We start from the raw sequence: 15,916 nt of genomic DNA on the forward strand, positions 1-15,916 counted from the left end.
CGGCGCCCTGCAGGCATGCGCAAGCGCCAAGCGCCCTTATAGTCTCCCCGGCCTTGCGCCGGGGCCCAGAAGAGCAGCAGCCGCGGCGTTGGAGGTCATCCCAGCCGTTCCAGCGCGCCGAAGGCTGGGTCCCGGCTCAAGGCCGGGAAGACGAGAGGGGAGGAGGAGGCCCTGACTTCCGCCGTCACTCCTCATCCGGCGGATCGATCGCCAGGATCAGGGCGGAATGGTCCAGGTCGCCCAGCCCGCCCTCAACCATGTCCTCCCATAGGGCGGCGTTGGTCATCAGGCCGGGCAACTCGATCCCGGCCTGCTCGGCCAGGGCGACGGCGGCTCGCATGTCCTTGCGCTGGATCGTCGCCTTGGCCCGGGCCCTGAAGTCGCCGGTGGCCATGCGCTCGCCATGTAGCTCCAGGATCCGGCTCTGGGCGAAGCCGCCGGAGATCGCCTCGCGCAGCACCGCCGGCTCGACCCCGGCGCGCTTCGCCAGCGCCATCGCCTCAGCCACCGCGCCGATGGTCATGCCGACGATCATCTGATTGGCCGTCTTCGCCACCTGCCCGGCACCCACCGCCCCCACATGGGTGATGCGCCGGCCAAGCACCTTCAGCATCGGCTCGATCCGGGCGAAATCCGGGTCGCTGGCGCCGACCATGATGGTGAGGCTGCCATCCTCCGCCGCCGTGGTGCCGCCCGAGACCGGCGCGTCCACCCAATTGCCGCCGGTCATCCGCAGCCGCCCGGCATAATCAAGGGTCGCCGGCCGGCCGGTGGTCCCCATGTCGACCAGGATGCCGTCCTCGGCGAGGCCGTGGAGGACGCCCCAGCTGTCGTCCACCGGGTCGAACACCACCTCGCGCACCGCCTCGGCATCGGAGACCATGACGATGACGATGTCGGAGGCCTCGGCCACATGGCGCGGGGAGGGCTGCGCCGTCACGCCGTCGAACGCGGCGGCCAGCGCTTCGGCCTTCTCGATCGAGCGGTTCCACAGGGACAGCTCGGCCCCCGCCGCGGCCAGGCGGCGGGCCATCGGCTCACCCATCAGGCCAAGGCCCACAAGACCAAGGCGCCAGCCCCGCAGGGTCTGGGTCTCCGACGCCGGAGAAGGGGGCTCGGTCACCGCGTCGCCCCGTCCGGCTTACATGCGCGCGTAACGGGCGCCCGCACCACGTTCGATGGCGGCGGCGGTCAGCCGGTCGACATTGAGGTCGTGGCGCAGCATCTCCAGATACCGCAGCTCCTCCTGAGTGGCCTCGCCATCGGCGGCGACCACGTCGCAGGCCAGCGCGTAGGCGGTTGGGCAGAGCCGCTCCGGCAGGTTCGCCTTGATCTGGCCGATCGCGGTCTCGACCCCGTCGGTTTCGGACAGCATGTCGGTGGCCGCCGCCGCGAGCTGCGGCAGGTTGCCCCGCTCGAAATCGTTGAAGATCGGCAGATGGTGGATGATGCCGCGGATGGTCTCCAGCTCGCTGTCGGCGAGGGAGCCGTCGGCGGCGGCGCCGATGATCATGGCGTAAATCAGGGCGGCGTGGTGGCTAATCATCGAAATCCCTTGAATGGCTAGAAAGATGGGACGTGCGGCCGGCCATCGGCCGCATGCGCCCCGGTATACCGGTCTCTCCGGCCTGCGACAACAGAGGCCGCTGACGGCACTGCCGACCCGACAGCGGGACATTCTCCAATGGCGGGGTTGTTCGCGCAACGCGTTCGTTCCCAAATAGCCCTCCCCGCCGGAGGGCGGGACGAAGGCAGCGGCCCGGGACCGGGGTCGCTGGCGCCCCCACAACGGTCCGGGAAGGGATGAAGATCCAATGAGCAGCGACACCACACGGCTCGGCTATATCGGACTCGGCCTGATGGGAGGGCCGATGGCGCAGCGCCTGGCGGCGGCCGGCTATCCTCTGGCGGTCTGGAACCGCTCCGCCGACAAGCTCGCGGCGGCCACCGGGGCCGGTGCCATCGCGGCCGCCTCGCCGCGCGCCGTGGCCGAGCAGAGCGACATCGTCTTCACCTGCCTGACCGATACCGACGCGGTGGAGGCGGTCGTGTTCGGTCCCGACGGGATCGCCGAGGCGGCCTCGGCCGACAAGGTCCTGGTCGACTTCTCCTCCATGAAGCCCGACAAGGCCAAGGAGTTCGCCGCCCGGCTACGGTCGGAGACCGGCATGGGCTGGATCGACGCCCCGGTCTCCGGCGGCGTGCCGGGTGCCACCAACGGTACCCTCACCGTCATGGCCGGCGGCTCGGCCGAGGATTTCGCCCGGGTCGAGCCGGTCGTCGCCCACATGGCCGGCCGCTTCACCCTGATGGGCGAGAACGGGGCGGGCCAGTCGACCAAGCTGATCAACCAGATGATCGTCGGCGCCGGCCTGGCCCTGATGGCCGAATGCTGCCAGTTCGCCGAGGATGCCGGGATCGACCCGGCGAAGCTGCCCCAGGCCCTGGCCGGCGGCCGCGCCGACTCGCCGATCCTGCAGCAGTTCCTGCCCCGCATGGCGGCCCGCGATCGCGACGTCCAGGGCCGGGTGGCGATCATGGTGAAGGACCTGAACACGGTCATGGACAGCGCCCGCCAGCTCGGCACCTCCCTCCCCCTGACCGGCCTCGCCGCCGAGATCCACAAGCTGCTGGTCAAGCAGGGGCTGGGCGACTCGGACAATGCGGCGACCATCGACCTCTACGCCCCGCCAAAGCGCTGAGAACGGGGCCCCATCCGCAGAACCGGGTTTGATTGCGTCCCGGCGCCGTGCCACCGTGATCCGTCACGCGGGAGGATCAGTATGTCGAAGACCCTGAAGGATTATTTCGAACACGGCATCGCCGCCTACGCCCAGGATCTGCGCGAGGGAAAGGTGACGGCCGTGGCCGCCGTCAAGGCCTGCCTGGCGCGGATCGAGGCCTATGACGGCAAGCTGGGCGCGTTCATGGTGGTCGATGGCGACCGGGCGCTGAAGGCGGCCAAGGCGATCGACGCCCTGCTCGCGTCCGGCGTCGATCTCGGCCCGCTCATGGGCGTGCCGATCGGGGTCAAGGACATCATCGCCCTGGAGGGCCTGCCGACCACCAACGGCTCGAAGATGAAGAGCGAGCACCTGACCGGGCCGGAAGGCACGATCATGCACCGCCTGAAGGCGGCCGGCTGCATCCCCATCGGCAAGACCAGGACGGTGGAATTCGCGCTCGGGGCGACCGGCGTGAACGAGGCGCGCGGCACGCCCTGGAACCCGTGGGATGCGAACACCAAGCGCATCCCCGGCGGTTCGTCCAGCGGCTCCGCCGTGGCGACGGCGGCCGGGCTGTGCGGCTTCGCGCTCGGCACCGATACCGGCGGCTCGGTGCGCATCCCCGCCTGCTTCACCGGCCTGTTCGGGCACAAGACCACCGTGGGGCTCTGGCCGACCGACGGCGTCTTCCCGCTCAGCCCAACGCTGGATTCCATCGGCCCGCTGACCCGCAATGCGGGCGACGCGGCGCTGATCCATGCGGTGATCACCGGACAGGACGTGCCGATGCCGGCGCGGCTTGAGGGGCTGCGGCTCGGCCGGCCGACCAACTACTTCTTCGAGGATCTGGACGAGCAGGTCGCCGGCACCGTCGAGGCGGCCATCGTGGCGCTGAGTGCGGCCGGGGTGGAGATCGTCGACATCGAGATTCCGGAAGCCGAGGAGCGGGCCAGGCTGTTCCCGGCCATCGTGCCGCCGGAGTTGATCGCCCGCCTGACCCCCGAGGGTTTCAAGAAGGCCCGCCCGAAGATGGATCCGGTGACCGCCGACCGCGCCGCCCACGGGCTGGAGGTTACGGCGGTGGAGCATCTGGCGGCCCAGTACCGCCGTCTCGAACTGGAGCGGATCGCCGAGACGCGGTTCGCCGGGCTGGACGGCTGGATCTCGCCGACCTGTCCCTTCGTGCCAATGCCGGTGGAGAACCTGAAGCATCCGGAGGAGGCGGCCCGGGGCAGCCTTTCGTCGCGCAACACCCAGCCTGGCAACATCTTCCGGCTCTGCTCCAGCTCGCTGCCGATCCAGCAGTTCGGCGCATCCCTGCCGGTCGGCCTGCAGCTCATGTGTCCGGGCGGCGAGGATGCCCGGCTGCTGTCGATCTCGATGGCGCTGGAGACGGTGCTGGGCGCCGGCAAGGCGCCGGACCTGAGCGGGTTTCGGAAGTAAGGGCCTCTTCCCTATACCTTCTTAACGAACGCCCCCGCCCTCTGCCGGGGCCCACGCTGGGGGTCGCGCCAACTCACCCACCGCTTACCGAACACCCACACCCGTTGGTCCCGGCACACGGCCGGGGAGTGATGGGGTGGGTGGGTTGAGGTGAGAGCGCCTATCCCGCGGCCGCGTCGCCGCCGTCGCGGGTCATGCCGACCTTGCCGGCGAGCGAGGCTTCCAGGAAGGCGTCGATATCGCCGTCCAGCACCGCGGTGGGATTGCCACTCTCGTGGCCGGTCCGCAGGTCCTTGACCATCTGGTAGGGCTGCAGCACGTAGGAGCGGATCTGGTGGCCCCAGCCGATATCCGACTTGCTGGCCTCGGTCGCGTTCGCCTCTTCCTCGCGGCGCTGCAGCTCGGCCTCGTAGAGGCGCGCGCGCAGCATGTCCATGGCGGTGGCCCGGTTGCGGTGCTGCGAGCGGTCGTTCTGGCACTGCACGACGATGCCCGACGGGATGTGGGTGATGCGGATCGCGGAGTCCGTCCGGTTCACGTGCTGACCGCCCGCACCCGAGGCCCGGTAGGTATCCACCTTCAGGTCCTTGTCCTCGATCACGATGTCGATCGAATCGTCGACCACCGGATAGATCCAGGCGCTGGAGAAGCTGGTGTGACGACGGGCCTGGCTGTCATAGGGCGAGATGCGGACAAGCCGGTGCACGCCGCTCTCGGTCTTCAGCCAGCCATAGGCGTTGTGTCCCGAGATCTTGATGGTCGCCGACTTGAGGCCCGCCTCTTCGCCGGCACTCTCTTCCAGCCACTCGAGCTTGTAGCCCTTGCGCTCGGCCCAGCGGGTGTACATGCGCAGCAGCATCTCGGCCCAGTCCTGGGCCTCGGTCCCGCCGGCGCCCGCATGGACTTCGAGATAGCAGTCGAGCCCGTCGGCCTCGCCGGACAGCATGCTCTCGATCTGCATCTTCTCCGACTTGGCGCGGACCGCTTCCAGTTCCTTCTCGGCCTCGGCGACGGTGTCGTCGTCACCCTCCGCTTCGCCGAGTTCGATCAGCATGACGGCGTCCTCGACCGCCTGGTCGAGCGCCTTCACATCCTCGATCTGCTTCTCCAGCCGGGTACGCTCCTGCATGAGCTTCTGCGCCCGGTCGGGGTCGTCCCAAAGGCTCTGGTCCTGGGTCAGGGCATCGAGCTCGGACAGTCGTGTCAGCGCGACATCCCAGTCAAAGATGCCTCCTCAGCAGTTCGATCGACTGCTTGATCTCATCGAGGGTCTGCGTGGTCTCGGCGCGCATCTGCGCCCTCCGTTCAAGGTGACGTCCCGCCGTACCGGGACGTTGGTTATCGGGACGATGTCAGACGCTTAATAGAGCCCCGACCCGCTGGTCGCAACAGGGGCGGCGGAGGCCGGCGCGGAGGCTGGCTCCGTGTTGGACGGGGCCGGTCCCATGCCGCCGCCGATCACGAGGCTCTCGCCGGTCGGCTCGGTCCCGGGCTTGAACGCCTCCAGGATCGCGCCGCGCGCACCGGGATTGGCCCGCTGACCGCTCTCGAGATCGACCCAGACCATGCGCACCCCCGGAGGAATACGGAAGTCGGGGGTCACCACATCCTCCAGGGCGTCGGCCATGAAGGCCTTGAAGATCGGGGCGGCCACGCTCGACCCGGTATCTGTCCGGCCGAGGGTGCGGGGCTGGTCGAAACCGACATAGACGCCGACCGCCAGGTCCGGGGAGAAGCCGACGAACCAGGTGTCCATGTTCTCGTTGGTCGTGCCGGTCTTGCCGCCCAGGGTCTTGCCCAGTTCGGCGATGCGCCGACCGGTCCCGCGCTGGACGACGCCCTCCAGCATGGACACGATCTGATAGGCCGAGGCCGCATCGACGATCTGCTCGCGGGTGTCCGGAATCCGCGGCGGCGGGCCGCCGTTCCAGGAGGCGGCCGAGCAGCCCTCGCAGGGGCGGTCGTCATGCCGGTAGACGGTCTTGCCGTGCCGGTCCACCACCCGGTCGAACAGAGACGGGGTGATTCGCTTGCCGCCATTCACCAACATCGAATAGGCCGTGGTCATGCGCAGCAGGGTGGTCTCCGCAGCACCGAGCGAGAAGGACAGGTGCGGCTGCATGTCGTCGACCACGCCGAAGCGCTCGGCATACTGCACGACCTTGTCCATGCCGATGGTCTGGGCGAGGCGCACCGTCATCAGGTTCCGCGACTTCTCGATGCCCACGCGCATCGGCGTCGGACCGTAGAACTCGTTGGAATAGTTCGAGGGCTTCCATTTCGGCAGGCCAGGTCCCTGATCGAGCACGAAGGGCGCGTCGAGGATCTGGGTAGCCGGGGTATAGCCGCTGTCGAGGGCCGCCAGATAGACGAACGGCTTGAACGACGAGCCCGGCTGGCGCCAGGCCTGGGTCGCACGGTTGAACTCGCTCATCTCGGTGCTGTAGCCGCCGGTCATGGCCAGCACGCGGCCGGTATGCGGGTCCATCGCCACCAGGCCGCCGCTCACGTCCGGGATCTGGCGCAGGGCGACGGTCGCCTCGCCATAGGCCTCGCCCTTGCCGTTCTCGGTCACGGTCTCCACCGGCACCACGTCGCCGACGGACAGCACCTCGGTCACCGATTGGGGCGTGCCGCCGAACCGCTGGTCCTCCAGCCACTCGCGCGCCCATTTCATCTCGTCATAGGGCAGGGTCGCCAGCGATCCGTCGGGGAAGCCGATGGTCGCCGTCTTGGCGTCGGCCTTCACCACCGCCCCCAGGCGCCAGCTGCCGAGGCCGGCCGGACGTTCGACCTTGGCCAGGGCGTCGCCCCAACCGGGCACGATCTCGATCCGGGTCACCGGCCCCCGCCAGCCGTGGCGCTGGTCATACTCGATCAGCCCCTCGCGCAGCGCCTTGTCGGCCATGCGCTGCAGGTCCGGGTCCAGGGTGGTGCGCACCGACAGGCCGCCCTCGTACAGTCCCTCGTCGCCGTAGCGCTCCAGCAGGTCGCGGCGCACTTCCTCGGCGAAGTAATCGGCGGTCGTCTCGTCACCCGTGGACGCGGTGGAGACGGTCAGCGGCTCCTGGGTTGCGGCCTGGGCTTCGGCCTGGGTGATGAAGCCGTTCTCCGACATCTGGCCGATCACCCAGTTGCGTCGGGCGACGGCGGCATCGTGCTTGCGGGTCGGGTGGTAGTTGTTCGGCGCCTTCGGCAGGGCGGCGAGATAGGCCGCCTCGGCGATGGTCAGCTCGGCCAGCGGCTTGTCGAAATAGTTCAGGGCCGCGGCGGCGACGCCATAGGAGCCGAAGCCGAGATAGATCTCGTTCAGGTACAGCTCGAGGATGCGGTCCTTGCTCAGCACCCGCTCGATGCGGAAGGAGAGGATCGCCTCCTTGGCCTTTCGGTCGATCGACACCTCGTTGGTCAGCAGGAAGTTCTTCGCCACCTGCTGGGTGATCGTCGACGCACCGACGGGGCGCCGGCCGGTCCCGTAGTTCTTCACGTTCAGGACGACGGCGGAGGCGAGGCTGACGAAGTCGATGCCCGGGTGGTTGTAGAAATTCTTGTCCTCGGCGGCCAGGAAGGCCTTCACCACCCGCTTGGGGATCGCCTCGATGGCGACGAAGACGCGCTTGTTGCGGGCGAACTCCTCCAGCAGACGGCCGTCGCCCGCATGCACCCGGGTGACCACCGGCGGCTCGTAGTCGGCGAGGAACTCGTAGTCCGGCAGGCCGCGGCCGAAATGGTGGAACGCGTACAGCACGGCGCCGACGCCTCCGATCGCGACGATCAGGACGAAGACAAAGAGTCCGAGCAGCCAACGCAACAAATTCATACCCTCCGAAGCCCGGCCCCACCCTACCAGACGCGCTGGGCATATGCATTCCCAACGCCGTGAGCGCCAAACGGTTGCCGACCCTACAAAGATAATGTGACGCGAACGCGGCGGGATGTGGCCTGGCGCACGTTGTCTCGCCGGCACCGCCGTCGCCGCGGATTGACGAAAGCCGGAGGACTTCGCACGCTACGCAGACCGCGTGTCAGGTTTGCCCCGGAGACGATGCCATGTCCGCCAGCGCCGCGCCCACCAGCCCCCTCGCCGACACCACCATCGACATGTTCCGTCGCGACGGCGCGGTGAAATTGTCGGGCGTCTTCGACAAGGATTGGATCGCCGAGTTGCGCGACGGCATCGACCGCAACATGCGCGAGCCCGGCACCTACGCCAAGGAATATACGCCCGAGGGCAAGCCAGGCTATTTCTTCGGCGACTACTGCAACTGGCAACGCATCCCGGAATACCACCATTTCCTTAAGGAATCGCCGGCGGCCGACCTCGCCGGCCAGCTCATGGGCTCAGAAAAAGTTGTGCTGTTCCACGAGCATGTCCTGGTCAAGGAACCAGGCACCGAGGAACGCACCCCCTGGCACCACGACCAGCCCTATTACTGCATCGAGGGCACCCAGACCTGCTCGCTGTGGATCCCGCTGGACCCGGTGCCGCGGGAGGTCTGCGTCGAGTTCATCGCCGGCTCCCATGGCTGGGGCAAGCGCTTCCTGCCGACCAAGTTCAAGGGCGAGGCCTACGAGCGCGGCGACGAGGGGCTGGAGCCGCTGCCCGATATCGAGCTGCAGCGCGGCGAGCTCACGATCCTCGGCTGGGACATGGAGCCGGGCGACGCCATCGCCTTCTCGTTCCTGACCGTGCACGGCGCGCCGGGCAATCCGGGGACCGGCGGCAACCGGCGGCGCGCCTTCGCCGCCCGCTTCTGCGGCGACGACGTGATCTATGTGAAGCGCAAGGGCGAGGTCTCGCCCCCCTTCCCCAACGTGCGGCTCAACCACGGCGACCCGCTGCGAGGCGAGGATTTCCCCGTCCTACGGGGGTAGTCAGCCGCTTGCCGCCCGGCGTCGGCACTGGTAGAGACCCCCTCCCAACACCGAGTCGCCCGTCTCCCTGACGATCCCTCACGGAGCGGGCCGGGAGAGGCGCCATGGCCAGCGTGAGCACGACCGACACCCCGGACGCCGACCGCGTCTACCTGTTCGACACCACCCTGCGCGACGGGCAGCAGACCCGCGGCGTCGACTTCACCGTCGCCGACAAGGCGGCGATTGCCCGCGCGCTGGACCAGCTCGGGATCGACTACATCGAAGGCGGCTGGCCGGGCGCGAACCCGACCGACGACCGGTTCTTCGCCGAACCGCCGAAGATGGAGAGCGCGCGCATCGTCGCCTTCGGCATGACGCGGCGGCCCGGCCGCAGCGCGGAGAACGACCCGGGCCTCGCCGGCATTCTTGACGCCCGGGTCCCCGCCGTCTGCCTGGTCGGCAAGACCTGGGACTTCCATGTGGACGTCGCCCTGGAGATCGAGCGCGACGAGAACATCGCCATGGTGCGCGACAGCATCGCCCGGTCCGTGGCGGTCGGCCGCGAGGCGATGTTCGACTGCGAGCATTTCTTCGACGGCTTCAAGGCCAACCCGGATTACGCCCTCGACTGCGCGGAGGCGGCCTACAAGTCCGGCGCGCGCTGGGTGGTGCTCTGCGACACCAACGGCGGCACCCTGCCCCACGAGATCGAGGAGATCGTCGCCAAGGTGACCGAGCGGGTCCCGGGCACCCATGTCGGCATCCACTGCCACAACGACACCGGCAACGCGGTTGCCAACTCCCTGGCCGCGATCCGCGCCGGCGCCCGGCAGGTCCAGGGCACGATCAACGGCCTGGGCGAGCGCTGCGGCAATGCCGACATGATGGCGATCATCCCGAACCTCGTGGTGAAGATGGGGATGAAGACCAATGTGGGCGCCGACAAGCTGAAGCATCTGACCTCGGTGTCGAGGATGCTGGACGAGCGGCTCAACCGGGCGAGCGACCCGCACCGCGCCTATGTCGGTGCCGCCGCCTTCGCCCATAAGGGCGGGCTGCACGTCTCCGCCGTCCAGAAGGACCCCAAGACCTACGAGCATGTGGAGCCGTCGACCGTCGGCAACCAGCGCCACATCCTGGTGTCCGACCAGGCCGGTCGATCCAACATCCTGGCCCGCTTCGCCGAGATCGGCGTCGAGATCGACCCGAAACACCCGAAGATCCAGCGCCTGGTCGACGAGGTGAAGGAGAAGGAGTTCCAGGGCTATTCCTACGACAGTGCCGAGGCCAGCTTCGAGCTGCTTGCCCGCCGGCTGATCGAGGGGGTGCCGGAGTTCTTTACGATCGAACGCTGGCGCGTCATGGACGAGCGCCGCTTCAACGCCCGCGGCGAGCTGGTGATCGAGTCCGAGGCGACGGCCACCCTGACCGTCGGCGGCACCGCCCATCACGAGGTCGCGGTCGGCAACGGTCCGGTCAACGCGCTGGACACCGCCATCCGCAAGGCGCTGACCCCGGCCCTGCCGGCGATCCAGACCATGCGGCTGATCGACTACAAGGTGCGCATCCTGCCGCCGGCCCGCGAAGGCGACGGCACCGACGCCACCACCCGGGTGATGATCGAGAGCGAGGACGAGACCGGCCAGACCTGGCGCACGGTGGGCGTCAGCCCGAACATCATCGACGCCTCCATCGCCGCCCTGTCCGACGCCATCACCTGGAAGCTGCTGCGCGACGGTGCGGCCGCGCCGAAGGCGGGTGCCTGAGCGGATGGCGGGAACCGACCGCGCCCGCTCCGTCGCCGGCACCGGCCCGGCGATCATCCTGGTGGAACCGCAGCTCGGCGAGAATATCGGCGCCTGCGCCCGGGCGATGCTGAACTGCGGTCTGACCGACATGCGGCTGGTGAGCCCGCGCGACGGCTGGCCCAACCCGGCCGCCGACGCCATGGCGGCCGGCGCGATCGAGGTGCTCAAGAACGCCCGTGTCTATCCGACCACCGCAGAGGCCTGCGCCGACCTGACCTATGTGCTGGCCACCACCGCCCGGCCGCGCGGCGTGACCAAGGAGGCCCTGGTGCCGCGCGCCGCCGCCGCCCAGCTCCGCGCCCGGATCGACGCGAGCCAGCCGGTCGGCGTGCTGTTCGGCCCCGAGCGCGCCGGGCTGGTGAACGAGGACGTCACCCTGGCCGACGCCGTGATCACCGTCCCGCTGAACCCGGGCTTCTCGTCCCTGAACCTGGCCCAGGCGGTCCTGCTGGTGGGCTACGAGTGGTACCAGAGCGGCGACGCCACGCCGGACGTCCAGCTCATGTCCGACAGCCCGCCGGCCCCGGTGGAGACGCGGGAGTTCTTCTTCACCCGCCTGGAGGAGGAGCTGGAGGAGGCCGGCTTCTTCTATCCGGAGCATCTGGGCCCGACGATGAAGCGCAACCTGCGCACCATGTTCGCCCGCACCGGCCTGACCGATCAGGAGATCCAGAGCCTCCACGGCGTGATCAAGGCGCTCACGGGAAAACGCCGGCGCGCGCCCTGAGCCTCCGCCAAAGCACTCAGCCGCGCTGCTTGAGCAGGGCTTCCAGGTTGATCTGCTCGGGCGCGTCGAACATGGTCATGATGTAGCGCACGTCGCCGCGCGAATACCCGTCCGCCAGGAAATGCAGAAAATAGCCGTTCAGCCAGGCGGCGGTCACGCACAGCGCGATGATCGGCGTCTGCTTGCGGGTCGCCGCGTTCATCAGGAACGGGTAGTTCTGCACCAGTTCCTCGCTCCAGATCTTGTTGAAGCGCGGGTCGAGCGGCTGCAGCAGGCCCTCCTGGAAGATCCGATAGGAGAGCCACATCTGCTCCATCGCCGAGTATTCGTTCTCGGTGCCGGTCTCGTAGACGTCGCGCAGGAACGCCTTGTGCCGGTCCGGGCGCAGGACCATCACCCCGGTATTGACCATGTCCGGCTGATCGTCGGGCAGCCCGGCCTCGGCATAGCGCTCCCGGGCCGTCGGGCCGCGGTCGCGCTTGAAGATGCCGCTGCCGAAGCGGAAGGCCCGGTCCCAGCGGTTCTCCAGGATCTCGGCAGTGGGCTGGGTCGACCCGAAAGGCACCGCACCGATGCCCTCGGACTCACCGTAATGGGCCACGATGCAGGGGGCGGAGTGGTAGTTCACGAAGATGTCCGCGTCGATCCAGACCACATGGTCGTAGTCCTGGAGCTTCGGGTGCTCGAGGATCAGGCATTTCTGCCAGTGCGGCGTGCGTTCCTTGGCGCGCGGGGTGGGATCGATGTAGTCGTCGATCAGGACGAGGTCGTAGCCGTGCCGGTCGGCATAGGCCTGCACGCTCTTGCGGTAGAGCCCGTTCCACATCGACTGGTAGTCACTGCCGATCACCATCGTGGTCAGCGCTTTACGCTTGGCCATCTCGCCCTCTCGCCATCCCAGCCGCGAAGACCGTAGGGCGCCCGCCCGACGGATGTAAAGCGCCCTGGCCCTCAGCCGCCGGCGGCGATGACATGGCGGAAATACTCCACCGTCCGGGTCAGCCCGTCCTCCAGGGACACCGCCGGCTGCCAGTCGAGCACCTCGCGGGCCCGGGTGATGTCGGGGCGGCGCTGCTTGGGATCATCCTCGGGCAGGGGCCGGTACTCGATCCGGGATGTCGAGCCGGTCAGGCGGATCACGGTCTCCGCCAGCTCAAGTACCGTGCATTCCGCCGGGTTGCCCAGGTTGATCGGTCCGGTCACGCCGTCCGGGCTCTCCATCAGCCGCATCGAGCCCTCGACCAGATCGTCCACGTAGCAGAACGACCGCGTCTGGCTGCCGTCGCCGTAGAGGGTGATCGGATGGCCCTGCAGCGCCTGCATGACGAAGTTCGACACCACGCGGCCGTCGCGTGGATGCATGCGCGGCCCGTAGGTGTTGAAGATGCGGGCCACCTTGATGCCCAGCCCGTGCTGGCGGCGGTAGTCGAAGAACAGCGTCTCGGCACAGCGCTTGGCCTCGTCGTAGCAGGCCCGCGGCCCGATCGGATTGACGTTGCCCCAGTAGTCCTCGGTCTGCGGATGGACCGTGGGGTCGCCGTAAACCTCGGAGGTCGACGCCTGGTAGATCCGGGCATCCAGCCGCTTGGCGAGGCCGAGCAGGTTGATGGCACCGTGGACCGAGGTCTTGGTCGTCTGCACCGGGTCGTGCTGGTAGTGCACCGGAGAGGCCGGACAGGCGAGGTTGTAGATCTCGTCGACCTCGACATAGAGCGGGAAGGTTACGTCGTGGCGGATCAGCTCGAAATCCCGGTTCTCCAGGAGGTGCGTGACGTTCGCCCGGGTACCCGAGAAGAAATTGTCGACGCAGACCACCTCGCAGCCTTCCCGCAGCAGCCGTTCGCAGAGATGGGAGCCGATGAACCCGGCCCCGCCGGTGACGAGCACCCGCTTCCGCCCGAAATAGTCCTGACGCATTGCTGAACGGCTCCTGTGGTGGGCTACGGGCGGCAGGCGCGGTCGCCGCGGCCGAGAATATCCGCTATCCCCGACCGACGCGAGGTGGCTGCGCCCCATCTTTGGCCCGCGGATCGGCACGGGTTGTTTGACTTTTCCGGGTCGATCCGTATAACCCGCGCATTCCTGAGAAAGAGGAGCATGCAAACCGGCATGTTCCCGGCCCGGCACAAGCAGGTCTCTGCGACGCCGGATGCCCTATCGGGACAACCCGCCCGGCGGCCGAAACTGGCCGGAACATGGGCCGAAGAAGAAGGAGCAACGCGATGGCCAAGCGCATCGCTGCGAAGCACAAGATTGACCGCCGCCTCGGTGTGAACCTCTGGGGCCGCCCGAAATCCCCGCTCAACAACCGCGAATACGGCCCGGGTCAGCACGGGCAGCGCCGCCGCAAGCCGACCGACTACGGCGTGCAGCTCATGGCGAAGCAGAAGCTGAAGGGCTACTACGGCAACATCGGCGAGAAGCAGTTCCGCAAGTACTACGCCGAGGCCGTCCGTCGTAAGGGCGACACCGGCGAGAACCTGATCGGCATTCTGGAGACCCGCCTGGACGCGGTCGTCTACCGCATGAAGTTCGTGCCGACCGTCTTCGCCGCCCGCCAGCTGGTCAACCACGGCCACGTCAAGGTCAACGGCAAGCGCGTGAACATCCCCTCCTTCCTGGTGCGCGAAGGCGACGTGGTCGAGGTCAAGGAGAAGTCCCGCGAGCTGCCGGTGGTCCTGGAAGGCGCACAGTCGAGCGAGCGCGACGTTCCGGACTACCTGGAAGTCGATCACAGCAAGATGACCGGCACCTTCACGCGTATCCCGAAGCTGGAGGATGTGCCGTATCCGGTTCAGATGGAGCCGAGCCTCGTGGTCGAGTTCTACTCCCGCTGATCGACGGCAACTCAGACATTCGGCGACTGGCCGGCCCTCGGGGCCGGCCTTTTGCTTTTCAGCTCCCGGATTGGCCTTTCCCGGCCTTTTGTGCCCGCCGAGCGGAACTTCCTTAACCAATTGTTCAATGGATTTGAGCGATATACGATCCGATTGGAGAGGGAGAAAAAGCAGCATGGCGACGGCGACACTCGATCCGCCGGCCCCGGTCCTGGTCGCCCAGGCAGTCCGCGCGCATCAGCTGGGCCATCTGGACGCGGCCCAGGATCTGTACCTGCGCGCCCTGGCCGTCGATCCCATGGAGTCCGACGCCCTGAACCTGATGGGCACGCTGATGCTCCAGCGAGGCGACCTCGCCAATGCCGTGCCCTTCGCCGCCAAGGCCGTCCTCACCGAACCCCGCGCCGCCGGCGCTCTCAACACGCTCGGCCTCATCCTCAAGCAGGCCGGACAGGTCGCCGCCGCCGCAAGCTGCTACCAGAAGGCGCTGCTGGTCGATGAAGGCTTCGCCGATGCCTATAGCAATCTCGGGGTGATCCTGAAATCCGAGGGGCATCTGCTGCGGGCCATCGACTATTACCGCCGCGCCCTGGACCTCGACCCCACCCTGGGCGAGACCTACAACAACTTGGCCAACGCCTATCAGGAGATCGGCGAGCTGGAGGAGGCAGTGGACGCCTATCTCCAGGCCGCCGACCGCATGCCGGACAGCGATACCGTCCACTACAATGTGGGCATGCTGCTGAACCGGCAGGGCCAGCGGGACGACGCGCTTGTCCACCTGAAGCGGGCGCTGGACCTGAATCCGGAGCGCAGCGACGCCCGGCATCTGGTCGCCGCCCTGGAAGGCCGCACGACCCAGCGCGCGCCGTTGGATTATGTCCGCAAGCTGTTCGACGACTACGCCCCGCGCTTCGAGGCGCATCTGGTCGGCGACCTGCAGTGCCGGATCCATCTCGACATCGTCGGCCTGCTCAACCAGCACCGGCGCGGTCGCCGGTTCGGCCACGCCCTGGACCTCGGCTGCGGGACCGGCCTGACCGGCGCCGCCGCCCGGGGCTTCATCGACCACCTGGCCGGCGTCGACCTGTCGGAGAACATGCTGCGCCAGGCCGAGGTGAAGGGCGTGTACGACGCGCTGCGGGCCGCCGATATCGACAGCTATCTGGAAGCCATGGAGGGGACGGTCGATCTCGTCATGGCGGGCGACGTGTTCATCTACATGGGCGCCCTCGACACCACCATCAGCCTGATCGCGAACAGGCTGAACGACCGGGGCGTGCTCGCCTTCTCGGTCGAGGCCGAGGTGCCGGCCGCGTCATGGGTTCTTCGGCCCACAGGTCGATTTGGCCACGGGGACGCCTATATCTCTTCCCTGATGGCCGAGAATGGGCTGACGGTGGTCGATAAACTGCAGACTGCACTGCGCACCGATCGCGGCAAGCCCATCAGCGGAATCATATACTTGGCGGAGAAGTTCGCCGCCTGACCGACCGCATATCCGGAACGACGGATATC

At 68.0% G+C, this 15,916-nt stretch carries 13 protein-coding genes; 7 read left to right on the forward strand and 6 right to left on the reverse strand.

Features of this window, described 5'->3' with window-relative positions:
* Positions 1-184: 184 nt before the first annotated feature.
* Both ACOQOP_RS12230 and ACOQOP_RS12235 read right to left on the reverse strand, forming a co-directional pair.
* On the reverse strand, positions 185-1,123 hold the full coding sequence (locus ACOQOP_RS12230; protein WP_420562088.1) for an NAD(P)-dependent oxidoreductase: 939 nt from the start codon (positions 1,121-1,123) through the stop codon (positions 185-187).
* Positions 1,124-1,141: 18 nt separating this feature from the next.
* The gene (locus ACOQOP_RS12235; RefSeq protein ID WP_420562089.1) at positions 1,142-1,546 is read right to left on the reverse strand and encodes a tellurite resistance TerB family protein; all 405 of its coding nucleotides are present in this window, start codon (positions 1,544-1,546) and stop codon (positions 1,142-1,144) included.
* A gap of 268 nt (positions 1,547-1,814) precedes the next feature.
* On the opposite strand from ACOQOP_RS12235, the gene ACOQOP_RS12240 reads away from it, so the two are divergent.
* Positions 1,815-2,702, forward strand: coding sequence for an NAD(P)-dependent oxidoreductase (locus ACOQOP_RS12240; protein ID WP_420562090.1), 888 nt, complete (start codon positions 1,815-1,817; stop codon positions 2,700-2,702).
* An 81-nt stretch (positions 2,703-2,783) separates the two neighbouring features.
* Positions 2,784-4,169: an amidase gene (locus ACOQOP_RS12245; protein WP_420562091.1), complete on the forward strand. Its 1,386-nt coding sequence runs from the start codon at positions 2,784-2,786 to the stop codon at positions 4,167-4,169.
* A 160-nt stretch (positions 4,170-4,329) separates the two neighbouring features.
* On the opposite strand, the gene prfB is transcribed toward ACOQOP_RS12245, so the two are convergent.
* Both prfB and ACOQOP_RS12255 read right to left on the reverse strand, forming a co-directional pair.
* Positions 4,330-5,461, reverse strand: a protein-coding gene (gene prfB, locus ACOQOP_RS12250) for a peptide chain release factor 2 (RefSeq protein WP_420562092.1) whose coding sequence is annotated in 2 segments (ribosomal slippage) — positions 4,330-5,391 and positions 5,393-5,461 — 1,131 coding nt in all. Because the reading frame shifts where the segments join, the coding sequence is not laid out codon by codon here.
* A 68-nt stretch (positions 5,462-5,529) separates the two neighbouring features.
* The gene (locus ACOQOP_RS12255) at positions 5,530-7,989 is read right to left on the reverse strand and encodes a penicillin-binding protein 1A (protein ID WP_420562093.1); all 2,460 of its coding nucleotides are present in this window, start codon (positions 7,987-7,989) and stop codon (positions 5,530-5,532) included.
* 230 nt (positions 7,990-8,219) lie between these two features.
* On the opposite strand from ACOQOP_RS12255, the gene ACOQOP_RS12260 reads away from it, so the two are divergent.
* From ACOQOP_RS12260 to ACOQOP_RS12270, 3 genes are all read left to right on the forward strand, one after another.
* Positions 8,220-9,044, forward strand: coding sequence for a phytanoyl-CoA dioxygenase family protein (locus ACOQOP_RS12260; protein ID WP_420562094.1), 825 nt, complete (start codon positions 8,220-8,222; stop codon positions 9,042-9,044).
* A gap of 104 nt (positions 9,045-9,148) precedes the next feature.
* On the forward strand, positions 9,149-10,792 hold the full coding sequence (gene cimA / locus ACOQOP_RS12265) for a citramalate synthase (RefSeq protein WP_420562095.1): 1,644 nt from the start codon (positions 9,149-9,151) through the stop codon (positions 10,790-10,792).
* A gap of 4 nt (positions 10,793-10,796) precedes the next feature.
* Positions 10,797-11,561, forward strand: coding sequence for an RNA methyltransferase (locus tag ACOQOP_RS12270; protein ID WP_420562096.1), 765 nt, complete (start codon positions 10,797-10,799; stop codon positions 11,559-11,561).
* Positions 11,562-11,577: 16 nt separating this feature from the next.
* On the opposite strand, the gene ACOQOP_RS12275 is transcribed toward ACOQOP_RS12270, so the two are convergent.
* A complete protein-coding gene (locus tag ACOQOP_RS12275) occupies positions 11,578-12,441 on the reverse strand; it encodes a hypothetical protein (RefSeq protein WP_420562097.1) in 864 nt (287 codons plus the stop codon).
* A gap of 71 nt (positions 12,442-12,512) precedes the next feature.
* Entirely contained in the window at positions 12,513-13,478 is a 966-nt protein-coding gene (locus ACOQOP_RS12280) for a UDP-glucuronic acid decarboxylase family protein (protein ID WP_420562098.1), read from the reverse strand.
* 305 nt (positions 13,479-13,783) lie between these two features.
* Here ACOQOP_RS12280 and rpsD point away from each other — a divergent pair, with 305 nt between their 5' ends.
* Complete coding sequence (gene rpsD / locus ACOQOP_RS12285) at positions 13,784-14,398, forward strand: 30S ribosomal protein S4 (protein ID WP_420562099.1); 615 nt, start codon at positions 13,784-13,786, stop codon at positions 14,396-14,398.
* Positions 14,399-14,573: 175 nt separating this feature from the next.
* A complete protein-coding gene (locus tag ACOQOP_RS12290; RefSeq protein WP_420562100.1) occupies positions 14,574-15,887 on the forward strand; it encodes a tetratricopeptide repeat protein in 1,314 nt (437 codons plus the stop codon).
* Positions 15,888-15,916: the final 29 nt, after the last annotated feature.

It is taken from the genome of Thalassobaculum sp. (assembly GCF_965223715.1).
Classification (GTDB): domain Bacteria; phylum Pseudomonadota; class Alphaproteobacteria; order Thalassobaculales; family Thalassobaculaceae; genus Thalassobaculum.